This is a genomic window from Cystobacter fuscus (assembly GCF_002305875.1).
GTDB classification, from domain to species: Bacteria; Myxococcota; Myxococcia; order Myxococcales; family Myxococcaceae; genus Cystobacter; species Cystobacter fuscus_A.
Map to the genome: position 1 here is coordinate 9,326,827 of NZ_CP022098.1, position 21,660 is coordinate 9,348,486.

Consider the following 21,660-nt stretch of genomic DNA (forward strand, 5'->3'; position numbering starts at 1 on the left):
AGCCAACTTGAAGGCAGACACTCCGCGTCAGCGCTGGAGTCCCGTTTGCAGAGAAGGTGAGACCGTATGCCTCAGGGTCCTGCGAACCATGGTGGTGTGGCGACGCATTGCCCGTACTGCGCCTTCCAGTGTGGCGTCCAACTCTCGGGTGCCCGTGAGAAGGTCGTCGTGGCGGGGAACGAGGCGTTTCCCGTCAACAAAGGGCGGTTGTGTGTCAAGGGATGGACGGCGGGCTCCCTGCTCAGCCACCCGGAGCGGCTCCAGACCCCCTGGATACGCAATGCTCGCGGTGTCCTCGAGCCCGCCAACTGGGACGAGGCGCTCGCGCTCGTGGCCACACGGCTCCGCGAGACGCAGGAGCGCTACGGCAAGGACGCGGTGGGCCTCTTCGGAAGCGGCTCGCTCACCAACGAGAAGGGCTACCTGCTCGGCAAGTTCGCCCGGGTAGCGCTCGGCACTTCGAACATCGACTACAACGGCCGCTTCTGCATGTCCTCGGCCGCGGCAGCCTCGAACAAGGCGTTCGGTCTGGACAGGGGGCTGCCCTTCCCGCTCGAGGACATTCCCGGCGCCGAGGTGGTGCTCCTGGCGGGGGGGAACATGGCCGAGACCATGCCCCCCTTCATGCAGTACCTCGATGCACAACGCGCCAATGGCGGTCAGCTCATCGTCGTTGACCCACGCCGCTCACCCACGGCGCAGCAGGGCTCCATGCACCTGCGCCTCATCCCAGGCTCGGACACCGCGCTGGTCAATGGACTGCTGCACGTCCTCGTCCGCGACGGCCTCGTCGACCGCGAGTACATCGCGTCCCGCACCGAGGGCTTCGAACGGGTCAAGGCGATGGTGGCCGGCTACTGGCCCGAGCGGGTCGAGCGCATCACCGGAGTCCCCGAGGCCCAGCTCGTCCAGGCAGCGCACCTGTTGGGCAAGGCCCGCACGGCGATGATCCTGACCGGCCGAGGCCCCGAGCAGCAGGCGCGCGGTGTCGACAATACGCTCGCCTATATCAACCTCGCGCTCGCCCTTGGAAAGGTGGGCCGGCCCTTCAGCGGCTACGGCTGCGTGACAGGGCAGGGAAACGGGCAAGGTGGGCGCGAGCACGGACAGAAGGCGGATCAGCTCCCCGGCTACCGGAAGATCGAGGACCCAGCGGCACGGCGCCACCTCGCGTCTGTCTGGGGCATCCGTGAGGAGGACATCCCCGGTCCCGGGCTGTCGGCGTACGAGCTGCTCACCTCCATCGGCCAGGAGCGCGGCATCCGGGCGCTGCTGGTCATGGGGTCGAACATGGCGGTCTCCGCCCCCAACGCTCGCGAGATCGAGTCCCGCCTGCGCGCGCTCGACTTCCTGGTGGTCGCTGACTTCTTCCTCTCGGAGACTGCCGCGCTCGCGGACGTGGTCCTCCCCGCCGCCCAGTGGGCGGAGGAGGAGGGAACCATGACCAACCTGGAGGGACGCGTCCTCCTGCGGCGTCGCGCGCTCGAGCCGCCACCGGAAGTCCGCACGGACATTGAAATCCTCTGTGCGCTCGCCGAGCGGCTCGGCAAGGGGGCGCATTTCCAATTCAACGAGCCACGCCAGGTCTTCGAGGAGCTGCGCCGCGCCAGCGCCGGCGGCCTGGCGGACTACGCGGGTGTCACCTACGAGCGGATCGCGGCGTCCGGAGGGCTCTTCTGGCCCTGCCCCAGCGAGGACCATCCTGGGACGCCGCGCTTGTTCTCCGAGCGGTTCGCCACTCCGAACGGGCGTGCCCTCTTCCATCCGGTCCAGCACCAACCTTCCGCCGAGACGCCGGACTCGGACTACCCGCTCTACCTGACCACCGGGCGGGTGCTGGCCCAATACCAGTCCGGGACACAGACGCGGCGTGTGCCCGAACTCGAGAAGCTGGCGCCCAGGGCCATCGCCCGGATGCACCCGGCGGCGGCCCGGCGGTATGGGCTCGAGGAGGGGGATGAGGTGACGCTCTCCACGCGGCGCGGCTCGGCGCGCTTCACCGTCAACCTGACCCAGCTCATCCGCGAGGACACCGTCTTCGTCCCGTTCCACTGGGGGGGCGAGCAGGCGGTGAACCGTCTCACCAACCCAGCGCTGGACCCCATCAGCCGGATGCCCGAATTCAAGATATGCGCGGCGCGTGTGGAGCAGCCCTCTCGAAAGAAAGGACAGTCATCGTGAAGAAAGAGAAACTCGTCGTCATCGGCAACGGAATGGCAGGCGCGCGCCTGGTTGAGGAATTGCTGGCTCGCGGGGGCGCGGCGCACTTCGACATCGTCATGTTCGGCGACGAGCCCTACGGCAATTACAACCGCATCCTGCTCTCTGGAGTCCTCGCCGGCACCCATGACCCGCGGGACATCTTCATCAACCCGCTCTCCTGGTACCAGGAGAAAGGCGTGACGCTGCACGCAGGCGTGCGGGTCGAGCGGATCGATGGCCGCCAGAAGCTCGTCCACGGGGCCGGGGGGATCACCGAGCACTATGACAAGCTCGTCATCGCCACGGGCAGCAGCGCCTTCGTGCCGCCCCTCGTCGGGCTCAAGAACGAGAGCGGCCAGTACAAGGAGGGGGTCTTCGTCTTCCGGACACTGGATGATTGCACCGCCATTACCCAACATGCCGCCAAGGCGAAGAAGGCAGTGGTCATCGGCGGAGGGTTGCTGGGCCTGGAGGCGGCGCGCGGGTTGCTCGAGCTCGGCCTCGAGGTCCATGTCGTTCACCTCAAGGGGCACCTCATGGAGCTCCAGCTCGATGCCAAGGGGGGCGCCATCCTGCAGCGCACGCTGGAGGGCATGGGGCTCCACGTCCACCTGAAGAAGAACTCCCGGGAGCTACTCGGCCACGAGCGCGTCAACGGTCTGCTCTTCGATGACGGGAGTTCGCTGGCTTGCGACCTCGTGGTCATCTCCGCGGGCATCCGCCCCAACGTCGAACTCGCGCGTGAGGCCGGGATCCATGTGGAGCGGGGCATCGTCGTCGGAGACGACCTCCGCGCGCCCAACGAGCAGGACATCTACGCGCTGGGCGAGTGCGCCCAGCACCGCGGGCGCGTCTATGGACTGGTGGCCCCGCTCTGGGAGCAGGCCCAGGTGCTCGCCGAGCGCCTGTCGGGCCGCAATCCCCAAGCGCTCTATACGGGCTCTCAGGTCTCCACCAAGCTGAAGGTGATGGGCATCGAGCTGGCCGTCATGGGCGCCCAAGAGGTGACGGGCGAGCAGGACGAGGAAGTCACCTATATGGATGCCACGCAGGGCATCTACAAGAAGCTCATCATCCGCGACCAACGCCTGGTAGGGGCCATCCTCCTGGGGGACACGTCGAGCGCTCCCAACCTCCTGAGTGCGTTCGGTCGGGGCACGCAGGTGCCCGAGAGCCGCTCGGAGCTGCTGTTCCCCTCCATGGGAGAAGCCTCGACCCCGAGTGTCCTCCAGCTTCCAGACACCGCCCAGGTGTGCAACTGCAACGGAGTCTCCAAGCAGAACATCCTCGAGGCCGTGAGCAAGGGCCACCGCACGCTCAAGAAATTGTGCGATGCGACACGTGCTGGAACGGGCTGCGGCTCCTGCAAGAAGGACGTCCAGGCACTGCTCGAGAATGCCGTGGGCGACAACTCCGTCGAGGATCCCTCCGCCCACTACTATGTCCCCGGCGTGCCCCTCGCCAAGGCGGAGCTCGTGGCGGAAATCAAGGCACGGGGGCTGCGCAGCGTCTCCGCCGTGTTCGAGGCGCTCGCGGACGGACGGGAAGACGTGGCGAGCAAGACCGGGCTGGCATCCCTCCTCAAGACGCTCTGGGGCAAGGACTATGAGGACGAGCGCGATGCCCGCTTCATCAATGACCGGGTGCATGCCAACATCCAGCGGGACGCCACCTTCAGCGTGATTCCCCGCATCTTCGGCGGCGTGACGTCCCCGGCCCAGCTCCGGCAGATCGCCGACGTGGCAGAGCGGCACAATGTCAAGATGGTGAAGATCACCGGGGGACAGCGGATTGATCTGCTGGGCATCCCGAAGGAGAAACTGCCCGAGGTCTGGCGCGAGCTGGGAATGCCCTCCGGGCACGGCTATGCCAAGTCCTTCCGCACCTGCAAGACGTGCGTGGGCAGTGAATTCTGCCGCTATGGCTTGGGGGATAGCACCGCGCTTGGCATTGCCATCGAGAAGCGATTCCAGGGCCTCGAGTCTCCCCACAAGATGAAGCTCGCGACGGCTGGCTGCCCGCGCAACTGCTCCGAGGCGACGACCAAGGACGTGGGGGCGGTTGCCATCGGGGGAGACCGATGGGAAATCTATGTGGGAGGAGCGGCGGGCTCGCGCGTGCGCAAGGGCGACATCCTCTGCGTGGTGGACTCGCACGAGGACGTCCTCAAGCTCATGGGACGGTTCATGCAGTACTACCGGGAGCATGGAAAGTACCTGGAGCGAACCCATGACTTCGTCGAGCGGGTCGGCATCGACAAGCTCCGCCGCCTCCTCGTGGAGGACGAGGAAAAGCTCGCCGCCAGGCTCGATGCGGATATCCAGGCGGCGGTGGACGCATTCGTCGACCCCTGGGAGGAGGCGATGCGCCCGCATCATCCTTCACAGTTCACTCACACCCTGCCGATGGAGTCCGAAGCATCCGGCTCGGTCGCGCGGCCGGTGACGGCGGAGGCATAAGCAATGCAATACGAGCAGGCTCAATCCATGTCGGTCGTGTACAACCTTGGGCTGGCCACCCGGGTCCCCTTGGGAGAGGGAAGGACCTTCACCGTCGGGGAACGCACCGTGGCGGTGTTCCGGACCCGGAGCGGAGCGCTCCTCGCCACGCAGGCGGAGTGCCCGCACCAGCGGGGGCCGCTCGCGGACGGGCTCCTGGGCGGCAACGTATTGGTGTGCCCCCTGCATGGGTACAAGTTCGACATCAAGACGGGACTCGCCGTGGGCCACGCTTGTGGCTCGCTCAAGACCTACACGGTCGAGCTGAGCGACAGAGAGGAGATCCTTCTGCGGGTGGAGGACTCGTGAACGGGCTCGAGGGAGTGCGAGTGGCCCTCCTGGAGGGCCGGATGACGGGCGAGTTGGCCACGCTCGTGCGCCGCCACGGCGGGGAGCCGTACTGCGTGCCCGCCGTGCGCGAGCAGCAGAGCGCGTCCGCGGAGCAGGAGGTCGCGGCGCTGCTCGGCGTGCTCATGCACGAAGCTTCGCCTGTCGTCGTTCTTCTGACGGGTGCCGGCGTGGAAGCACTCTCTCAAGCGGCGGAGCGGCTCGGGCGCAAGCCAGAGTTGTTGGAGCGGCTGCGCCGGGCCACGCTGGTATGTCGGGGTTCCAAGCCCCACGCGGCGCTGAGGAAGGAAGGGCTCGAGCCATCCATTGGAGTCAAGGAGCCCTACACCACCGAGCATGTCATCGAGGCGCTCGACCCTCTGGACCTGGAGGACAGGTGCGTGGTCCTCCTCCATTATGGCGAGCGCAATCTGCCCTTGCTCCAGGCACTCGCGGGCCGGAGGGCTCGCATCCAGGAGACCTGTCTCTATGAATGGAGGCTCCCGGAGGACCTGGGGCCCCTCCAATCCCTGGTCCAGGAAATCATCGAGCGCCGGGTGGGGGCGATTGCCTTCACCAGCCAGGTGCAGGCGCGGCACCTCTTCCAGGTTGCCTCGGAGATGGGGCGCGCCGAGGCGCTGAGGTCCGCGCTGCGGAACGACACCGTGGTGGCTGCCGTTGGCCCGACGTGCGCCAGTGCGTTGGAGGCGTCCGGAGTGACACCCCATGTCGTGCCGGAGCGCCCGAAGATGGGGGCAATGATCGTCAGCCTTGCCCGGTTCATTTCCGACGCGGGAGCTTCCCATGAATCCAAAGCCTGAAGCAGAAGCACCCGGCGGACACCTACCGACCCTCATCGCCTGTTTCATGCACTTCGACCTGAGCTTCACGCTGTGGGTGCTGCTCGGCTCGCTCGGAGTCTTCGCGGCGGAGGACGTCGGCTTGAGCGCGGCGCAAAAGACATGAGGATGCCGTCATGAACCAGGGAAAAGTCTACCTCATCGGTGCGGGACCTGGAGATCCGAAGCTCCTCACACTTCGGGCTGTCGAGGCTCTGGCGGAGAGCGATGTCATTTTGATGGATCAGCTCGTGAGCCACGAAGTGCTCGCCCACGCGCGTCAAGGAGTCGATGTCATTGATTGCGGGAAGCGCGCGGGGCATCACTGCATGGACCAGAAGGAGATCCAACGCCTCCTCATCGAGCGGGCGCGGCGGGGACAGATCGTCGCTCGCCTCAAAGGGGGTGATCCCTTCATCTTCGGCCGCGGGGGAGAGGAGGCGGAAGCATTGGTGGAGGCAGCCATTGCGTGGGAGGTCATCCCCGGCATCTCCTCCGGAATCGCCGCTGCCGCGTATGCCGGAATCCCACTGCTGCATCGCTCTCATGCGTCGAGCGTGGCATTCGTGACCGGGCATGCCGGCCACGAGCACGCGGTGGGCTCGCAGGGGGCCGACACGCTCGTCATCTTCATGTGCGGGTCGACCATCCTCCAGATTGCTCGCGAGTTGATGGAGGGGGGGCGCGCCCCCTCCACGCCCCTGGCGATCATCCTATCGGGTACACGGTCGAACCAAGCCATCTACACGGGGACACTGATGGAGTTGGTTCGGATGGAGCGAATCGAGCTGGCCTCCCCCGTGCTCGCGGTGGTGGGGGACGTCACGACGCTCGCGAAAAAGCTCCACTGGTTCGGCCCCCCCCCAAAGCCCCTGCGCCTCCTCGCCGCCCCCGTGACAGCGGGTTCCTGATTCCGCCGCGAGAGTCTGCCCGGAGGGTCAAGGACCTGGACCGCACGAGCCATGCACTGACTCAGTGGCCGGCGTCGGAGCCCGTGCCGGCATCCCCAGGCGAGGGGAAGACGTCGTCACAGGGGGGGAGCTCTCCCCCGTCCGAGCCCGTCATGCCCCCATCCGCGCCCGTCAGTCCTCCGTCCGTGGCGGGCGAGGCACAATGCGGCGCGGGGTCGTAGCAGTGGTACCGGTCCGAGCCACCGTCCGGCGCGGGCTCGTCACAGGGCGGCATGCCGTAGCAGGCCATCAGCGTGATGGCCGTCATTCCCGCGCTGGCCAGGCCCAGGAGGGCCGTCAGCCCCGTGCCGCCACGAGGCTCGGCCGCCGTCAGGGCGGTGCCACAATGCACGCACGTGGTGCTGCCCGGGGGAACGAAACCACGACATTGCTGACAGGCCGAGAGAGAGGTCATTGGCGTATCCTCGTTGCGGGGCCACCTGCATGATGGCCGGCGCGCGGGGCCCTCAGCGAAGCTCATGCCGCGCGCAAAACGCCGGAATCACTTGGCCTCCCGCTTCCGCTCCATGACAAGCGCGTCAGGGGGCGAGGGGTGTGCCCGGTTCTTGCTCCAGCCGAGGGGATGTCCATGCTGCGCCGACTCGATGTCTCCCGTCCCGACCACCACCCGGCCTACGTGGTCTGGGAGCTGACGCTGCGCTGTGATCAGCCCTGCACCCATTGTGGCTCGCGCGCGGGCACGCAGCGACCCGACGAGCTGTCCACCGAGGAAGCCCTGGACGTGGTGCGTCAACTGCGCGAGATGCGCGCGCGCGAGGTGGTCCTCATCGGCGGCGAGGCCTATCTGCACCCGGGCTTCCTCGACATCATCCGCGCCTTGAAGGAGGCGGGCATCCGTCCTGGGCTGACCACGGGCGGGCGCGGCATGACCGAGGCCCTGGCGCGGCAGGTGGCCGAGGCGGGCCTGTACGCGGCCTCGGTGAGCATCGATGGACTGGAGCCCACGCATGACCTGATGCGGGCCGCCCCGGGCAGCTTCGCCTCGGCCACGGCGGCGCTCGGCTTCCTGAGCGCCGCGGGCGTGCGCGTGGCGGTCAACACCAACTTCAACCGGCTCAACCAGGCGGACCTGGAGCCGCTCTACGAGCACCTCAAGGGCCTGGGCCCTCGCGCCTGGCAGCTTCAAATCACCGCGCCGCTCGGACGCGCGGCCGATCGCCCCGCCCTGCTCCTGCAACCGTGGGACTTGCTCGAGCTGCTGCCGCGCATCGCGGCGCTGAAGCAGCGCGCCTTCGCCGACGGCATCACCCTCATGCCCGGCAACAACCTGGGCTACTTCGGGCCCGAGGAAGGAGTCCTGCGCTCGCCGGGCCCCGACGCCTCGGACCACTGGCGCGGCTGCATGGCGGGCCGGTACGTGATGGGCATCGAGTCCAACGGGGCCGTGAAGGGCTGTCCCTCCCTGCAGACGGCGCACTACGTGGGCGGCAACCTGCGCGAGCGGCCCCTGCGCGACCTCTGGGACAACGCGACTCCGCTCGCCTTCACGCGCACGCGCACCGTGGAGGACCTCTGGGGCTTCTGCCGCACCTGCCCCTTCGCCTCCACGTGCATGGCGGGATGCAGCTTCACCGCGCACGCCCTCTTCGGCAGACCGGGCAACAACCCCTACTGCCACTACCGGGCCCGGACCCTCGCGAAGCAGGGCGTGCGCGAGCGGCTCGTCCCCCAGGCGCCCGCCCCGGGCCGGCCCTTCGACCATGGGCTGTTCGATCTCGTCGTCGAGCCCCTGGATGCGCCGGATCCCCGTCCGCCCACCCCACGCATGTTGGTGAAGCGCTTGAAATGGCCCGAGGCCCGGACCCCCCAGGCGGGGGGCGCTCGAACGGACCCCACCGGGTGAACGCTCAGGCCCAGGGCTCGCTCGATTCGAACAGCCGGGCGTCGGTGTCCTCCTCGTACGGCATGCCCCTGGGCATGTGGAGGACCTCCATCTGCATGCCCCACGGCGTCAGGAAGTAGACCCAGCGGTCCCCGGCGATGGGCCCCTCGGTGATGGTCTGTGGCTCGTCGAGGACCTTCACGCCGGGCACCGACCGGAGGTAGTCCACCGCGGCATCCACGTCGTCGACGCCGATCGCCAGGTGGTGGCCCCCCCAGTCGCTGTTGCGCGGCAGCTCCCGCCGCTGGTCCGGCGACGTGTACTCGAACAGCTCCAGGTTGCTCACGGGCCCGAAGCGGAGCATGGCGATGTGGGTCGAGGCCCGCGGGTGCACGTTGAGGTGGCGTGTCATCCAGTCGCCCGTCTGATCCTCGACGGGGCCAATCCGATACAGCAGCTCGGCCCCGAGGACCTTGACGAAGAAGTCGACCGCCTGGTCGAGGTTGGGAACGGTATAGGCGAGGTGATGGACGCTGCGCGCGCCAGGAATACCCTTGTTGGTACGGCTCATGATGTATGCCTTTCAGAAGGAGTTACAGACGGTCCGCGTACTCTTGATTGGGGATGGCACTCATCAGCATCAGCCCGCCATCGACGGAGAGGGTGACGCCCGTGATGTAGGCGGCATCCGGTCCCGCCAGGTGGGCGATGAGCGCCGCGACCTCACGGGAGCGTCCGGGCCGGCCGATGGGAATCTCGGGTCGGGAGATCTCCGCGGCGTCCCGGCTGTCGGGAACCCCGTTCATCGGCGTGGCCGTCTCTCCCGGGCTCACCGCGTTGACGGTGATGCCGTAGCGGGCCAGCTCCAACGCCATCACCTTGGTCAACAGGCCCAGTCCCCCCTTCGAGGCGCAGTAGGCGGAGCCCCCCATGATGGGGACCAGCTCGTGGACGGAGGTCACGTTCACGATGCGCCCTCCCCTCCCCTGGGACACCATGTGGCGAGCCGCCACCTGGGCACACAGGAAGGGACCCGTGGTGTTGATGGTGAGGATGCGCTGCCAGTCCTCCGCCGTCTCCTCCAGGAACGAGGCACGGCGGTTGACTCCAGCGTTGTTGACGAAGACATCCACGCCCCCGAGCACACGGATCGCCTGCTCCACCGCGCCCGCCGCGTCCGCCGGGTTCGTCAAATCCATACGGAAGGGCAGCGCCCGCACGCCATGGGCCTCCACCTCCGCGGCGACCCGCCGGGCGCCCTCCGCGTTCGAGTTGTAGCCAATCCCCACGTCGAAGCCCTTCTCGGCCAGGGCGATGGCCGTGGCCTTGCCGATGCCCGAGCTGGCACCGGTCACGATGGCGAAACGCTCGATCATGTCTCTTCCTCCAGCAGTTCGTAGCCCGCCTGGGCGAGGCTGCCCGCGCCCAGGTAGCCGTAGACCGTCCGCGTGGTGACGCCGGGATCCGTCTGGAAGCCGTGCCATTCACCGGCCGGGATGTAGGCCAGATCGCCCGGGTTCAACCGCACCGGGCCGTCCTTCGTGAGGTGCTCTCCACCCCCTTGCAGCACCAGGAAGAACTCGTCGGCATGCGGGTGCCGATGAAGCTGGTGACTGCCTCCCGGGGTGAACGTCGAGGTGGCCACGACCACCGAGCGGGTGCCCACCGTCTGCGTGGTCGCCAGCCAGTGCACCCCCATGTCGATGAAGCCACCGGCCTCGCCCAGGGGACTGTGGCTCTCCTGATCCGCCGTCCGGGAGATGCGGCAACCGCATCCGGATCCACCGTGCACCGCGTGCGGCTCCGCGTCCCGAGGGTCGTTGCTTCCCCCGTACACCACCAGGAGCACCGTGTTCCCATCGCGTCCGGCCTCGAAGGCACGCGGCGTCCCCGGTGGGTTGAACACGCCCTCGCCCGCCTTCAGCGGCCAGCTCGTCCCGTCTCCGAGCCAGTCCCCCTTGCCCGAGAGCAGGAAGGTGACCGACTCGGCTCCGGGCAGGCCGTGCACCGGCAACCCGGAGCCCCCGGACAGCTCCTGGATCATCAACATCCCGAGCGCCTCCGGAATGAGCTCCCGGTTGACCAGCCACTGCACTCCGCCCGAGCGCTGTCGCGAGGACCCGTTCCAGGCCTCGAGGGTCCGCCGGATCATGACGCCCTCCGGCTGTCGTTGAAGCGCAACAGCACCTTGGGCGGACCCGAGCGGCCGCGCTCGAGCAGCTCGAAGGCGTGTCCGGCCTGCTCCGGGGGAAGCACCCCGGCGACCATCGGCCTGGCGTCCAGGACTCCGTCGACGAAGAGCTGGATCGTCCGGTCGTAGTAGTCCAGGCCGTGCCGGATGCCGAGCAGATCGACCCCGCGCAGGACGAGTTCCCCGGGCACGAACCCGGCCACCGGCTCGTTCGCCACGCCGACCACCGCCACCCGGCCACCGGTCCCCGCGAGCTGGACACTCCTCAGGAAGGCGCGCGGAGAGCCGGAGGCCTCGATGACGAGCGAGTAGGCCCCATCCCGCGCCTCGTCGGGCCGCAGCGTGCGCCGGGCCCCGCAGGCCCTGGCCAGCTTCAGCCCCGCCTCGTCGATGCCAATCGCATCCACGCTCCGGGCCATCCGCGCGGCCAGTTGCACGGCGAGCAGCCCCATCGTCCCCGTCCCCACCACCGCGACCTCATCTTCCAGCCCGCAGCGAACCTTGTCGAAGCCCCCCACCACGGTGACCGCCGGCTCGATGAACGCGGCGCTCAGGTCATCCAGGGCCTCCGGCAACACGGTGAGCGAGCGCATGGGCATGCGGATGTACTCGGCCGCGGCGCCCTGCAGCCCGTAGAGGCCCACCTCCACCAGCCGCTCGCAGTGGGGCCGCTGGCCGCGCTGGCACATCCGGCACAGCCCGCAGGGCACCATGGTCTGGCCCACCACCCGGTCGCCCACTGAAATCCCCTCCACGTCCTCGCCCACGGCGACCACCTGGCCGCACCACTCGTGGCCGAACACCAGCGGAAGCCGGGCCCGGCCATCCTTGAGGTACGAGGCGGTGCCGTGCAGCAGCTCCAGATCGGTGCCGCACAGCCCCACATACGAGGGACGGATGAGCACCTCTTCCGGCCGGGGCTCCGGGATGGGAATCCGCGTGAGCTCGACACGCCCCGGCGCAGTGATGGCCACCGCGTTCATCAGGCCGCCAGGCCAGGTTCTCGGTTGAATCGCACTCATGCCACGGGTCTCCTCATGGGTAGGGATTGAGTGATGGCGTGGGGCATCACGGCGAGCCAGAGCAGCTCCAATCCGTCGCGCCCACTGGTGATGCGGGCATCCGTCCCGGCGGGCAGGAGCACCAGGTCTCCCGCCCCGAGCGGACGCTCCGCGGGATCCGAGTCCGAAGCCAGGAGACTCCCCGTGCCAGCAATGACGAACCAGGCGCTCTCGGTGCCCTCACTGCCTCGGAGCGCGAACTCGGTGCCCGGAGCCAGGCGCACGTAATCCAAGGCCTCGCACTCCGAATGCAACATCCCGCGCCGGGCCAGACAGCGCCAATGGATCTCCTCGCCCCGCTCGCGCGTGCGAGAAGTCTTCTCGATGGTGGAGAGGATCATCGCGCTCCACCTCCCGGCACCTCGAGGATCGCCTGGAAGTACTCCAGCCCGTTCGATCCGGCGGTGACGGTCATCCCGGTGCCCAGGGGCAGCGTGACGGAGACGCCATACTTCAAGGGGACGGTCGCCTCTCCCGAAGCGCTCTCTCCGGAGCCCCGGAGCGTGAACAGGGTGTGCTCCACGCCCTCCGCTGACAGCTCCTCCCGCTGCCCGGGCTCCAGCTTCACCAGACGGATGCGGCGCAGCGGTCCGGTGAAAACGGAACGTGGATCCACTTCAGGGGTCTGTCTCAAGTTGAGAACCACGGCGTTCGTCACGTCACTTCCTCCAGAAGGGGTTGGGGGGGTGTGGGCCGAGCCGCGCAACACCGCCGCGGTGGCCGGGCTCAACAGCTCGACCACGAGCCAGCCCAGGCCCTCGTCTCCGACGTTGCGCAGGCCATGCTTCGTCCCGAGGCCCGTCAGGATGAGGTTGCCCGGGCCCACCGGGTACGGCTTGCCATCGAGCGTCATCTCTCCGCGGCCCGAGAGGATGAAGTAGAGCTCCTCGGTGCGCGTGTGCACGTGCTCCCCGCTGATTCCACCCGGGGGGATCCACGCCCACTCGATCGCCTCCCACGCGCCGAACAACCCGGCCCGCCGCGCCAGACACTTCCACTGGGAGAGCCCCGTGGTGCCGTGCACGCCGTACACCACCGAGGGCTCCTCCAGATCTCCGACGATCAGCCCCTCACGCATGAGCGGCCTCCACCAGTGACTCGGGGCCAGCATCCAGCTCGCGCAGGGTGGCGAGCGCCGCGCGCAGCTCGGACGGCTGCACGTCATTGACGAAGCACGCCGAGCCGATGCCCATGGCCAGCGGCAGCCGCTGGAGCCCGTCACGGTGACGGACCGTGTCGGCCAGGGCCTCCTCCAGCACCGCCGGCTCGCAGAGCCGGTGATACACGGGCAGCTCCAGCTTGCGCATGAGCGCGAAGATGCGGTCACGCTCCTCCACGGAGATCAGCCCGCGCCGCACGGAGAGGAGCGTGGTCAGCGCCATGTCGATGTTCACAGCCTCGCCGTGCAGCAGCTCCGGCAGGGCCAGCATCTCGACCGTGGGGCTGAACGTATGGCCGTAGTCGACCACCCGCTCCAGCTTGTGCTCCCACAGGTTGAACTCCAGCTCCTCGATCATCCCCGTGATGGCCCGCTCGATGACCCGCGCCGCGGCCTGGTCGCTCTCGGGCGTCATCCCCTGCAACCGCTCGTCGATGAGCGTGGTGCCGTGGCGCTCGAGCAGCTCGAACAGGGTGCGATCCTTGATCAGGGCGATCTTGAGGATCTCCGCGAGGCCGTTGACGATGTGCCGGGTGTCCAGCGTGCGCAGGAAGGAGCGATCCAGCAGCGTGTCCTTCGCGGGGAAGTACGTCCCGAGCCGGTTCTTGTGCGCGGCATGGTTGACCCCCGTCTTCGCACCTACCCCGGCATCCACGAGGCCAATGAGCGTGGTGGGCACGCGCACGTACGGCGTGCTGCGGCGGTAGAGACTCGCGGCGAGCCCGACGATGTCCATGAGCACCCCGCCGCCGATGGCGATGATGGGCTCGTGGCGACGCGCGATGCCGAACGCATTGATGGCCTCCACCACGGTGAAGACGGCATCCATCGTCTTGAGCGTCTCGGAGATGGGCAGCGCGAGGAGCTGGTACTTCACCCCATGGTGCTGGAGGTAGTGGCGGAGTTGCACGCCATAGAGGCGGTCCACGGTGGCATCGATCACGATGAGTCTGCGGATGGTGTCGGACCGCCGGGTCGCGCCCGCCTCCAGCAGCGCCCGGTTGTCCGGGTCGAGCAGGCCGTCCACCATCCGCACCTGATAGTGGACAGGCAGGGCCGTGCTGACGATCCAGTTGCGTGACATGTCTCGATTCAAGATCCGACTCCCATTGCTGTTTTTTTGTTTTCCTGGTGGAGGGCGAAGGCCGCGGATGTGATGTCAGCCGTTGCGCGCCGAGAGGATGAAGCGAGAGGCCTGCTCGCCAATCAGGATGGAGGGGGCATTGGTGGGGCCGGAGGTGATCTCCGGCATGATCGACGCGTCCGCCACGCGCAGTCCCTCGAGGCCATGGACGTGCAACCGAGGGTCCACCACCGAGCGCTCGTCCACGCCCATGCGGCAGGTGCTGGTGGGGTGGAAGAAGCAGGTGGTCGCCTTGCGGATCCACTCCACCATCCCGGCGCGGCCGAGCGGTCCAGGCATGAGCTCTCGCTTGCGGAAGCGGTCGAAGGCGCGCGAAGCACCCAGCTCCCGGGACAGCTCGACGGCGGCCCACAGCGCCTCGACGTCCGCCTCGTGGCCCAGGTAGTTCATGTCGAGCACTGGCGGAGCGGAGGGGTCGGCGGAGGCCAGCCACATGCGGCCCCGGGAGGCGGGACGGACCAGGCCGGGGATGATGGAGTAGCCGTTGTCGGGCAGGGGGCCCAGCTCGGGGGTGACGACGGGGAACTCGTGGAGGATGGGTTGGATGTCCGGGCGGGAGAGCCCCGGCTGGGAACGCCACCACAGGGTCGCCTCGGCGCCGTTGCCCCGAGGCGGTGGCAAGGGAACGCGGCTCTCGTAATTGATGCCCGCCACCAGGATGTGGTCCTGCAGTTCCTGGCCCACGCCCGGCAGGTCATGCACCACGGGGATGCCCAGGGCGCGGAGCTCGTCCGCCGGCCCCACCCCGGACTGCATCAGCATCTTGGGAGAGTTGATGGCACCCGCCGACAGCACCACCTCGCGCGAGGCGCGCACCCGGCGCACCTGGCCTCCATGACGGAACTCCACGCCCGTGCACCGGCGGCCCTCGAAGATCAGCCGTGTCACCTCGGCGTGGGTGAGCACCGTCAGGTTGGGCCGGCTCATGGCCGGGAAGAGCAGGGCCCGGGCCACGTTGAAGCGCTCGCCATCGACGACGCTCAAGTCGAAGAAGCCCGCCCCCTCCATCCGCGCGCCGTTGTAGTCGCGGGTCGTCGGGAGCCCCGCCTCCTGGGCAGCCTCGATGAAGGCGCGGGCGAGCGGATGCGGATCGACCGCGCGGGAGATGCGCAGCGGGCCGCCCACGCCCCGGTACTCGTCCTCGCCACCGGAGTAGTCCTCCAGGTCCTTGAAGACACGGCGGACCGTCTCGTCATCCCAGCCGGGATTGCCCTGGGAGGCCCAGCCGTCGAAGTCCAGGCGGTGGCCCCGCACCCAGACACTGGCGTTGTTGCTGGCACAGCCCCCCAGCATCTTGCCGCGGGGACAGGGGACGACCCGGTTCGCGGCGTGTTTCTGGGGCACCGTCTGGTAGCGCCAGTCCAGCTCGGTGCCGAGCAGGTGCCGCCACCGCGATGGGATGAACACGTCTGGATGGGTTCCGGGGCCTCCGGCCTCGAGCACCAGCACCTGATTCGCCGGGTCCTCGGACAGCCGGGCGGCCAGCACACAGCCAGCCGAGCCCGCGCCAATGACGATGAAGTCATGGGCTTCACGAGGCTGCTCGCGCAACCGACGCTGGTTCTCACAGGCAGCCAAGGCTTCGTCGGCCAGTACCGCCGCCCGCTCATCCGTGATGCCTGCCTTCAAGGCGGCGCGAAGAAAGCCCTCCCGGTCCAGCTCGCCGCTGCGCACCCGATGAACGAGCAGCCCGAGGCCGCCCTTGCCGTCATGCTCCATGGTCTCTCCCGCGAGGAATGGGTCCCTCTCAGGAGGAGTGCGCGACTGGCCGTTGTGAACGGTGAGCCGCGCCGAGAGAGACATCACATGCGTCACGTCTCCGCTCCAACCCTCAATCCAGAAAAGGAATCAGCACAGGAGCGGACGGATGCAATCAGCGATGGAGGCATGGAACGAAATCGCGGCGGGCGACGAGCAGGTCAGGGACATCCCCGAGCCGTGCACGGTGATCCTCTTCGGAGCATCCGGAGATCTGGCGGGACGCAAGCTCATCCCCTCGCTCTTCCGGCTCTTCCAGGAGGGACACCTGCCCGTGGAGTTCACCGTCGTCGGAGTCTCGCTGTCCCCGATGGGACACGAGGAGTTCCGCGCACGGATGCGGATCGCGGTCGCGCGGGCGCTCGGAGCCGACCGGGTGGACGAGGCGGCGTGGAACCTGTTCGCCCGGGGGCTGTACTACATGACGTTGGATGTCTCCTCCGCCCAGGACCATGCGCGGCTGGGCGAGTTGCTCGACCAGGTGGAAGCGGAGCGGCGGACGCGGAACAACCGCCTCTTCTATCTCGCGGTGTCGCCCACGCTCTTCGGCGAGGTGGTGGAGCGGCTGGGAGAGTCGGGACTGTCCAGGCCCCACGCGAGCGGCTGGTCCCGCATCGTCGTCGAGAAGCCCTTCGGCACGGACCTCTCCAGCGCGAGGCGGCTCAACACCCGGCTGCACCGGTACTTCGACGAGGAGCGCATCTACCGGATGGATCACTACCTCGGGAAGGAGATGGTGCAGAACCTGCTGGTGCTCCGGTTCGCCAACGGCATCTTCGAGCCCCTCTGGAGCCGTCAATACATCGACCATGTCCAGGTGACGTGCGCCGAGCCGTTGGGCGTCGAGGGGCGGGGCGGATACTACGAGCACGCGGGCGTGGTGCGGGACATGATCCAGAACCATGCCTTCCAGGTGCTCTCCCTCATCGCCATGGAGCCTCCCGCGAGCCTCGAGCCCGAAGCGGTGCGCGACGCGAAGGTCCGGGTGTTGGAGACGGCGCGGCCCTTCACCCCCGAGCGCATCCGCGCCGAGTGCGTGCGCGGGCAATACGGACCGGGCCTCATCGCTGGCGCTCCCGTGTGTGGATACCGCCAGGAACCCGGCGTCTCTCCCACCTCCGGCGTGGAAACCTACGCGATGCTCACCCTGCGCTTCGACAGCCCGCGCTGGGCCGGCGTGCCCTTCTACGTGCGCTCCGGCAAGCGGCTGAAGGAGCGCGCCACCGAGGTGGTGGTGCAGTTCAAGGAGGGCCACGGCAACCTCTTCGGCACGGAGCAGCGCGAGCCGCTGTCCGCCAATCAGTTGCTCATCCGGATCCAACCGCACGAGAGCGTCACCCTGCGCGTGGCGATGAAGGCTCCCGGGCGAGAGGCGCGCGTGCGTGACATGGACATGAGCTACGTCTACGCCTCCACCCAGGAGGGGCCGCCGCCCGAGGCCTATGAGCGGCTGCTGCTGGACAGCATGCTGGGGGTCTCCACGCTCTACACGCGGGAGGACATGGTCGAGCGGGCCTGGGAGCTGGTCATGCCCGTGCTGGACGCATGGACCACGGAGGGCGCCGAGCCGAACTACGCCGCGGGGAGCTGGGGCCCGGAGGAGGCCAGGCGCCTGCTCGAGAGCCATGGGCGCGCCTGGCACGGGCGGTGATGCGATCCCGAGGGGGGTGAATCACATCTTCAGCATCCGTACTCAGCCCCTCCAACATTGGAGGTACACACCATGCGAAAGAGTTGGAGTGGGCTGGCGATCGCCTGTGCCCTGGCCCTGGCCCTCTGGGGAGTGCTCGCGGGAGCAAAGGAAGACAGACACGGAGGGAGTGGCGGCTCCAAGCATGAGCACGCGCAACTCCTGAAGAGCTTCCCGGCCATGAACGACCCCAGCGTCCGCGCCATCACGGAGTTGGTGGAGTTCCGGGGGGCGACCTTCTTCGGCCGAAGTCCCGATGCCGGGGGGCCCTCCCTCTGGCGGAGCAATGGCACCACGCAGGGTACCGTGCTCGTCAAACAGTTCCCCGCGGTGGCCGGCGCCAGCATCAGCGAGTTGACCGTCGCGGGCGGCCGTCTCTTCTTCGTCGCGGATGACGGAGAGCACGGCGCCGAGCCGTGGATCAGCGATGGCACTTCCCAGGGCACGCGCATGCTCGAGGATCTCACCCCGGGACCCGGCTCCTCGTCCCTGGAAGAGCTGGTCGCCGTCCGGAACACCCTGTTCTTCTTGCGGACGTACCCGGGGACCCCGATCCATCAAGAATTGTGGAAGAGCGATGGCACCGGAGCCGGGACCGTGCGCGTCAAGGATCTGGGCACGGTGGCCAGCGGGGAGATCGCCATCGGGCTGACCGCCTCCGGGAACACGCTCTACTTCAGTGGATTGGATCCGGAACACGGCCGCGAGCCCTGGAAGAGCGATGGCACCGAAGCCGGAACCACGATCATCAAGGACATCAATCCGGGCCCTCCCAGCTCGTTCCCCAACTTCCCCGTCTTCATCGAGGAAGGAGTGGACTACTTCGCCGCCACGGATTCCGTCCACGGACGAGAACTGTGGAGGTCGGATTCGACGGAGAGCGGCACGGTGCTCGTGGAGGACATCGTCCCCGGACCCGAGGGTTCCCGGCCACGGCCCTTCACCGTCTTCAAGGGTCGGCTCTACTTCACCTCGAGCGAATCGCCCGATGGGGCCGTGAGGCTGCGCAAGCTCGAGCCAGGCAGTTCCCAGTCGGAGCACATCACCGACATCCCCAACCCCTTCGGTCCCGGAGCGCCCCCGCCACAGGAGCCCCTCGTCGTCAACGCCGCGGAGACAGACGGCCAGCTCTTCATGACCGTCTACTTCCCAGGCCTCACGAGCCCCACCCCTCGGGACGTCCAGCTCTGGCGCACCAACGGCACCCCGAGCGGGACGCGGCTGCTCCACAAGCCGTTGTTCATCTCGGACCGCTACCGGCCGCCCAACCTCATCCCCATGGGCGACCGCGTCATCTTCACCGGCTCCAGCCCGGAGGCGGGCAATGAGCCGTGGGTGACCGACGGCTCCGTGCGAGGCACGCGTGTGCTGAGGGATCTGCTGCCCGGGTCCAACAGCTCGGCCCCCCTGGTCCTGACGCGCTCGGCCGGGGAGCTGTTCTTCGTGGCCCAGGGCGCCGACCGCGGCGAACAGCTCTGGAAGCTCCCGCGCCACAAGTATCACCAGGCTCGCCGGGGCACACGCTGAACCCTCGCGCCCCGCGCCACCCGAGCTGAAGACAAACACGAACGAGGCGGGCCCCATGAGGCCCGCCAGGAGATACGGCACATGATGGAGCAGGAGTATCGAACCGCGCTCATCGCGGGAGCGCCGAGCCAGCTCGCACGCGAACTGGCGCTCTGGCTCGGCGAGAGGGGCATGCGCGTCTACGTCTCGGCGCACGAACCGGAGGAGCTGGAGCCCTACCTCGCGCGGGCCCGGGGCTCCGGCTCCCTGCTCATCCCGGTGGAGCTGGACACCACCCGGGTGGAGACCGCACGAGAGCGCATCCTCGCCATCGACGAGGAGTGTGGAGGGCTGGATCTAGTGGTCGCCGCGGGCATGTACGAGGAGACGAGCGCCTGGAACTTCTCCTGGGAGAAAGCGCACCACCTCATCCAGCACAACGTCACGGGCACGGTGGCGCTCCTGACGGCGGTGCTGCCACGCATGTTGAAGCGTGGCCGCGGGCACCTGGTGGGCATCTCCAGCCTCGCCGCGTACCGGGGCCTGGCGGGGCGCTCGGCCTACTCGGGCTCCAAGGCGTTCATCTCCAACTTCATGGAGAGCCTTCGCGCGGAGCTGTGGAACACCCCCCTGCGCATCACCTGCGTCTACCCCGGCCACCTGCGCAACCACCACGCGGTGCGAGCCCATCCCGAGCCCTTCGCCCTGGATGAGAAGGACGCGGCGGCGCGCATGGGTCGCGCCATCCTCCAGGGCAGGGCCCGGTGCGCCATGCCCTGGCAGGCCGCCCTCTTCATGCGCTCGATGCAGGTGCTTCCCGGGGCGCTCTTCGACAGGCTCGCCCGCCACCTGCGCTGAGACGCCGTACCGTCACACCTCCGCTCGGACGCCTCTATCTGTTCATCAACCGGAACGGCCCACTCCACCACCGCCTGGGAAGGAAGCCTCCATGAACACAGACACCAAGGGTCCACGCATCACCGCGCGCTCATTCTTCCGAGAGATGCGCACGTACGGCTACAGCCCCAACCAGATCATCCGGATCATCAACGAGCTGCTCGATCTCGTCACCCACTGCGTCCAGGAGGGGCAGCGACCCAACACCCTCGTGGATGCCGCGATGAATGAGCGGATCCTCACGCGGAACGCACGCTGAAGACAGCTCATTCCCCCGCGTCATCACAACAAAAAACCACCGCACTCCATCCACATATCACCGCCAAGGCGTGGAGAGGGATTTCGCCTCGAAGCCCCTTCCTTCTCACAGAACGAACCCGCCATGAAAAACAACATGTCCACCCGCGATCTTCATCCCACGTTCCTCGGCCTCAGCTCGGCGTTCCCGAAGAACGCCTATCTCCAGAAGGATCTCTACGAGACGTTCGGCAAGCAGATGTACGGGGACATCGCCGCGCTCGAGCGCATCATCCGCCGTGTCCGCGTGAAGCGCCGCTACCTGGCCCTGGACCCGAACGAGGTGCTGAGGCGCAAGGTCGGGCTCGGCGAGCGCATGGCCATCTTCGAGCGGGAAGTGCTGGAGGTGGGCGGCCGCTCACTGGAGGCGGTGCTGCACAAGGTGGATCGTGAGACCCTTGGCAGCTTCGTCATGGCCAGCAGCACCGGCTACATCGCGCCCACGCCGGACCTGCTCCTGGCGAGGAATCATCACCTGCCCTCCCGGCTGCGACGAACCTTCGTGGGCAACATGGCCTGCAACGGAGGGATGAACGCGCTCAACGTCGCCCTGGACAGCCTCCTGGCCCGCCCGAACGAGCGCGTGCTCCTCAACTGCACCGAGTTCAGCTCGCTCCACGTCCGCCCCGAGGAGTCGAGCCGCGAGCAGGTCGTCGTCCACGCGCTCTTCGCCGATGCCAGTGCCTCCACGGTGATGAGCATGGAGCCGCCGGGCGTGGGACCCCAGGTGCTGGACTTCACCTCCACGCACCTCTACGACGCGGTCGACCTGATGACGTGGCGACTGGTGGACGAGGGCTTCCGGATGACGCTCTCGCCCGAAGTGCCCGGCCTCATCGGCGAGCACATCGACTCGCTCATCGGAACCCTCACCGCGAGGGCTGGGCTGAGCACCGGTGACATCAAGCACTGGGCCATCCACCCGGGTGGGCCGAAGATCGTGGAGGTCATCGGCCAGAAGTACGGGCTGAGCGACTCCCAGCTCCGCTCCACCTGGCACATCCTCGAGGAGTACGGCAACTGCTCCTCGGCCACCGTCTACCTCGTCCTGGAGGACATGATCGCCCAGGACAAGCCCCAGCCGGGTGAGTACGGCGTGATGCTCGCCTTCGGCCCCGGGCTGACGATGGAAGGGGCGCTGCTGCGCTTCTGAGCGCATGGACCTCGGAAATGGGCTGGCCCCTCCAGATCGCCAACACCTGCTCAAGGCGCTCGGCGGACAAAAACAGGTGCTGCTGGAAGGGGAGCCTTGACCTCCCACTCCAGCGAGGCGTGTGAGTGGGGGACATCCTCCTGCA

Annotated in this window: 21 protein-coding genes; 12 read left to right on the forward strand and 9 right to left on the reverse strand. The window is 68.0% G+C overall.

Annotation, left to right across the window (positions count from 1 at the left end; translation table 11 throughout):
• Positions 1-66: 66 nt before the first annotated feature.
• Genes CYFUS_RS37755 through cobA form a run of 6 tightly spaced genes read left to right on the forward strand, consistent with a single transcriptional unit; the run spans position 67 to position 6,777 of the window.
• A complete protein-coding gene (locus tag CYFUS_RS37755; RefSeq protein WP_095989611.1) occupies positions 67-2,181 on the forward strand; it encodes a molybdopterin oxidoreductase family protein in 2,115 nt (704 codons plus the stop codon).
• Positions 2,178-4,661 (forward strand): nitrite reductase large subunit NirB, encoded by a 2,484-nt coding sequence (gene nirB, locus CYFUS_RS37760; protein WP_232537030.1) that lies wholly within the window; start codon positions 2,178-2,180, stop codon positions 4,659-4,661. The genes CYFUS_RS37755 and nirB overlap by 4 nt, the downstream gene beginning before the upstream one ends.
• Before the next feature lie 3 nt (positions 4,662-4,664).
• Positions 4,665-5,009, forward strand: a complete 345-nt coding sequence (locus tag CYFUS_RS37765; protein ID WP_232537031.1) for a Rieske (2Fe-2S) protein — start codon at positions 4,665-4,667, stop codon at positions 5,007-5,009.
• Complete coding sequence (locus tag CYFUS_RS37770) at positions 5,006-5,848, forward strand: uroporphyrinogen-III synthase (RefSeq protein WP_095989613.1); 843 nt, start codon at positions 5,006-5,008, stop codon at positions 5,846-5,848. Before CYFUS_RS37765 ends, CYFUS_RS37770 begins: the two co-directional genes overlap by 4 nt.
• A complete protein-coding gene (locus tag CYFUS_RS51260; protein ID WP_157758884.1) occupies positions 5,832-5,993 on the forward strand; it encodes a hypothetical protein in 162 nt (53 codons plus the stop codon). Before CYFUS_RS37770 ends, CYFUS_RS51260 begins: the two co-directional genes overlap by 17 nt.
• A 10-nt stretch (positions 5,994-6,003) precedes the next feature.
• The gene (gene cobA, locus CYFUS_RS37775) at positions 6,004-6,777 is read left to right on the forward strand and encodes a uroporphyrinogen-III C-methyltransferase (RefSeq protein WP_095989614.1); all 774 of its coding nucleotides are present in this window, start codon (positions 6,004-6,006) and stop codon (positions 6,775-6,777) included.
• A 61-nt stretch (positions 6,778-6,838) separates the two neighbouring features.
• Here cobA and CYFUS_RS37780 read toward each other — a convergent pair whose 3' ends face one another.
• Positions 6,839-7,231 (reverse strand): hypothetical protein, encoded by a 393-nt coding sequence (locus tag CYFUS_RS37780; RefSeq protein ID WP_095989615.1) that lies wholly within the window; start codon positions 7,229-7,231, stop codon positions 6,839-6,841.
• A 174-nt stretch (positions 7,232-7,405) separates the two neighbouring features.
• On the opposite strand from CYFUS_RS37780, the gene CYFUS_RS37785 reads away from it, so the two are divergent.
• The gene (locus CYFUS_RS37785; protein WP_232537032.1) at positions 7,406-8,680 is read left to right on the forward strand and encodes a radical SAM/SPASM domain-containing protein; all 1,275 of its coding nucleotides are present in this window, start codon (positions 7,406-7,408) and stop codon (positions 8,678-8,680) included.
• Between the two features lie 4 nt (positions 8,681-8,684).
• Here the strand turns inward: CYFUS_RS37785 and CYFUS_RS37790 are convergent, their stop codons facing one another.
• From CYFUS_RS37790 to CYFUS_RS37825, 8 genes are all read right to left on the reverse strand, one after another.
• A complete protein-coding gene (locus CYFUS_RS37790) occupies positions 8,685-9,230 on the reverse strand; it encodes a VOC family protein (protein WP_095989617.1) in 546 nt (181 codons plus the stop codon).
• A 22-nt stretch (positions 9,231-9,252) separates the two neighbouring features.
• Positions 9,253-10,035 (reverse strand): SDR family oxidoreductase, encoded by a 783-nt coding sequence (locus CYFUS_RS37795; protein ID WP_095989618.1) that lies wholly within the window; start codon positions 10,033-10,035, stop codon positions 9,253-9,255.
• Positions 10,032-10,811, reverse strand: a complete 780-nt coding sequence (locus tag CYFUS_RS37800; protein WP_095989619.1) for a cupin domain-containing protein — start codon at positions 10,809-10,811, stop codon at positions 10,032-10,034. Before CYFUS_RS37800 ends, CYFUS_RS37795 begins: the two co-directional genes overlap by 4 nt.
• A complete protein-coding gene (locus tag CYFUS_RS37805; RefSeq protein ID WP_198316281.1) occupies positions 10,808-11,872 on the reverse strand; it encodes a zinc-dependent alcohol dehydrogenase in 1,065 nt (354 codons plus the stop codon). Before CYFUS_RS37805 ends, CYFUS_RS37800 begins: the two co-directional genes overlap by 4 nt.
• Complete coding sequence (locus tag CYFUS_RS37810; RefSeq protein ID WP_095989621.1) at positions 11,869-12,252, reverse strand: cupin domain-containing protein; 384 nt, start codon at positions 12,250-12,252, stop codon at positions 11,869-11,871. The genes CYFUS_RS37805 and CYFUS_RS37810 overlap by 4 nt, the downstream gene beginning before the upstream one ends.
• Entirely contained in the window at positions 12,249-12,989 is a 741-nt protein-coding gene (locus tag CYFUS_RS37815; protein ID WP_095989622.1) for a cupin domain-containing protein, read from the reverse strand. The genes CYFUS_RS37810 and CYFUS_RS37815 overlap by 4 nt, the downstream gene beginning before the upstream one ends.
• A complete protein-coding gene (locus tag CYFUS_RS37820; RefSeq protein WP_095989623.1) occupies positions 12,982-14,166 on the reverse strand; it encodes a sedoheptulose 7-phosphate cyclase in 1,185 nt (394 codons plus the stop codon). The genes CYFUS_RS37815 and CYFUS_RS37820 overlap by 8 nt, the downstream gene beginning before the upstream one ends.
• A 63-nt stretch (positions 14,167-14,229) precedes the next feature.
• Complete coding sequence (locus tag CYFUS_RS37825; protein WP_198316282.1) at positions 14,230-15,933, reverse strand: GMC family oxidoreductase; 1,704 nt, start codon at positions 15,931-15,933, stop codon at positions 14,230-14,232.
• 148 nt (positions 15,934-16,081) lie between these two features.
• On the opposite strand from CYFUS_RS37825, the gene zwf reads away from it, so the two are divergent.
• From zwf to CYFUS_RS37850, 5 genes are all read left to right on the forward strand, one after another.
• On the forward strand, positions 16,082-17,623 hold the full coding sequence (gene zwf / locus CYFUS_RS37830; RefSeq protein ID WP_232537033.1) for a glucose-6-phosphate dehydrogenase: 1,542 nt from the start codon (positions 16,082-16,084) through the stop codon (positions 17,621-17,623).
• Positions 17,624-17,695: 72 nt separating this feature from the next.
• Positions 17,696-19,189, forward strand: coding sequence for an ELWxxDGT repeat protein (locus CYFUS_RS37835; RefSeq protein WP_095989626.1), 1,494 nt, complete (start codon positions 17,696-17,698; stop codon positions 19,187-19,189).
• Between the two features lie 81 nt (positions 19,190-19,270).
• The gene (locus tag CYFUS_RS37840; protein ID WP_095989627.1) at positions 19,271-20,026 is read left to right on the forward strand and encodes an SDR family NAD(P)-dependent oxidoreductase; all 756 of its coding nucleotides are present in this window, start codon (positions 19,271-19,273) and stop codon (positions 20,024-20,026) included.
• A 91-nt stretch (positions 20,027-20,117) separates the two neighbouring features.
• Positions 20,118-20,324 (forward strand): hypothetical protein, encoded by a 207-nt coding sequence (locus CYFUS_RS37845; protein WP_095989628.1) that lies wholly within the window; start codon positions 20,118-20,120, stop codon positions 20,322-20,324.
• A gap of 135 nt (positions 20,325-20,459) precedes the next feature.
• Entirely contained in the window at positions 20,460-21,515 is a 1,056-nt protein-coding gene (locus CYFUS_RS37850; protein ID WP_198316283.1) for a type III polyketide synthase, read from the forward strand.
• Positions 21,516-21,660 lie beyond the last annotated feature (145 nt).

Excerpts from the sequence above, each read along its gene's own strand:
- CYFUS_RS37795 (WP_095989618.1), bottom strand. The coding sequence starts at position 10,035 with ATGATCGAGCGTTTCGCCATCGTGACCGGTGCCAGCTCGGGCATCGGC.
- CYFUS_RS37815 (WP_095989622.1), bottom strand. The coding sequence starts at position 12,989 with ATGCGTGAGGGGCTGATCGTCGGAGATCTGGAGGAGCCCTCGGTGGTG.
- zwf (WP_232537033.1), top strand. The coding sequence starts at position 16,082 with ATGCAATCAGCGATGGAGGCATGGAACGAAATCGCGGCGGGCGACGAG.
- CYFUS_RS37805 (WP_198316281.1), bottom strand. The coding sequence starts at position 11,872 with ATGAGTGCGATTCAACCGAGAACCTGGCCTGGCGGCCTGATGAACGCG.
- CYFUS_RS51260 (WP_157758884.1), top strand. The coding sequence starts at position 5,832 with ATGAATCCAAAGCCTGAAGCAGAAGCACCCGGCGGACACCTACCGACC.
- CYFUS_RS37825 (WP_198316282.1), bottom strand. The coding sequence starts at position 15,933 with ATGGAGCATGACGGCAAGGGCGGCCTCGGGCTGCTCGTTCATCGGGTG.
- CYFUS_RS37845 (WP_095989628.1), top strand. The coding sequence starts at position 20,118 with ATGAACACAGACACCAAGGGTCCACGCATCACCGCGCGCTCATTCTTC.
- CYFUS_RS37780 (WP_095989615.1), bottom strand. The coding sequence starts at position 7,231 with ATGACCTCTCTCTCGGCCTGTCAGCAATGTCGTGGTTTCGTTCCCCCG.
- CYFUS_RS37835 (WP_095989626.1), top strand. The coding sequence starts at position 17,696 with ATGCGAAAGAGTTGGAGTGGGCTGGCGATCGCCTGTGCCCTGGCCCTG.
- CYFUS_RS37810 (WP_095989621.1), bottom strand. The coding sequence starts at position 12,252 with ATGATCCTCTCCACCATCGAGAAGACTTCTCGCACGCGCGAGCGGGGC.
- CYFUS_RS37755 (WP_095989611.1), top strand. The coding sequence starts at position 67 with ATGCCTCAGGGTCCTGCGAACCATGGTGGTGTGGCGACGCATTGCCCG.
- CYFUS_RS37790 (WP_095989617.1), bottom strand. The coding sequence starts at position 9,230 with ATGAGCCGTACCAACAAGGGTATTCCTGGCGCGCGCAGCGTCCATCAC.
- CYFUS_RS37840 (WP_095989627.1), top strand. The coding sequence starts at position 19,271 with ATGATGGAGCAGGAGTATCGAACCGCGCTCATCGCGGGAGCGCCGAGC.
- CYFUS_RS37800 (WP_095989619.1), bottom strand. The coding sequence starts at position 10,811 with ATGATCCGGCGGACCCTCGAGGCCTGGAACGGGTCCTCGCGACAGCGC.
- cobA (WP_095989614.1), top strand. The coding sequence starts at position 6,004 with ATGAACCAGGGAAAAGTCTACCTCATCGGTGCGGGACCTGGAGATCCG.
- CYFUS_RS37765 (WP_232537031.1), top strand. The coding sequence starts at position 4,665 with ATGCAATACGAGCAGGCTCAATCCATGTCGGTCGTGTACAACCTTGGG.
- CYFUS_RS37785 (WP_232537032.1), top strand. The coding sequence starts at position 7,406 with ATGCTGCGCCGACTCGATGTCTCCCGTCCCGACCACCACCCGGCCTAC.
- CYFUS_RS37850 (WP_198316283.1), top strand. The coding sequence starts at position 20,460 with ATGTCCACCCGCGATCTTCATCCCACGTTCCTCGGCCTCAGCTCGGCG.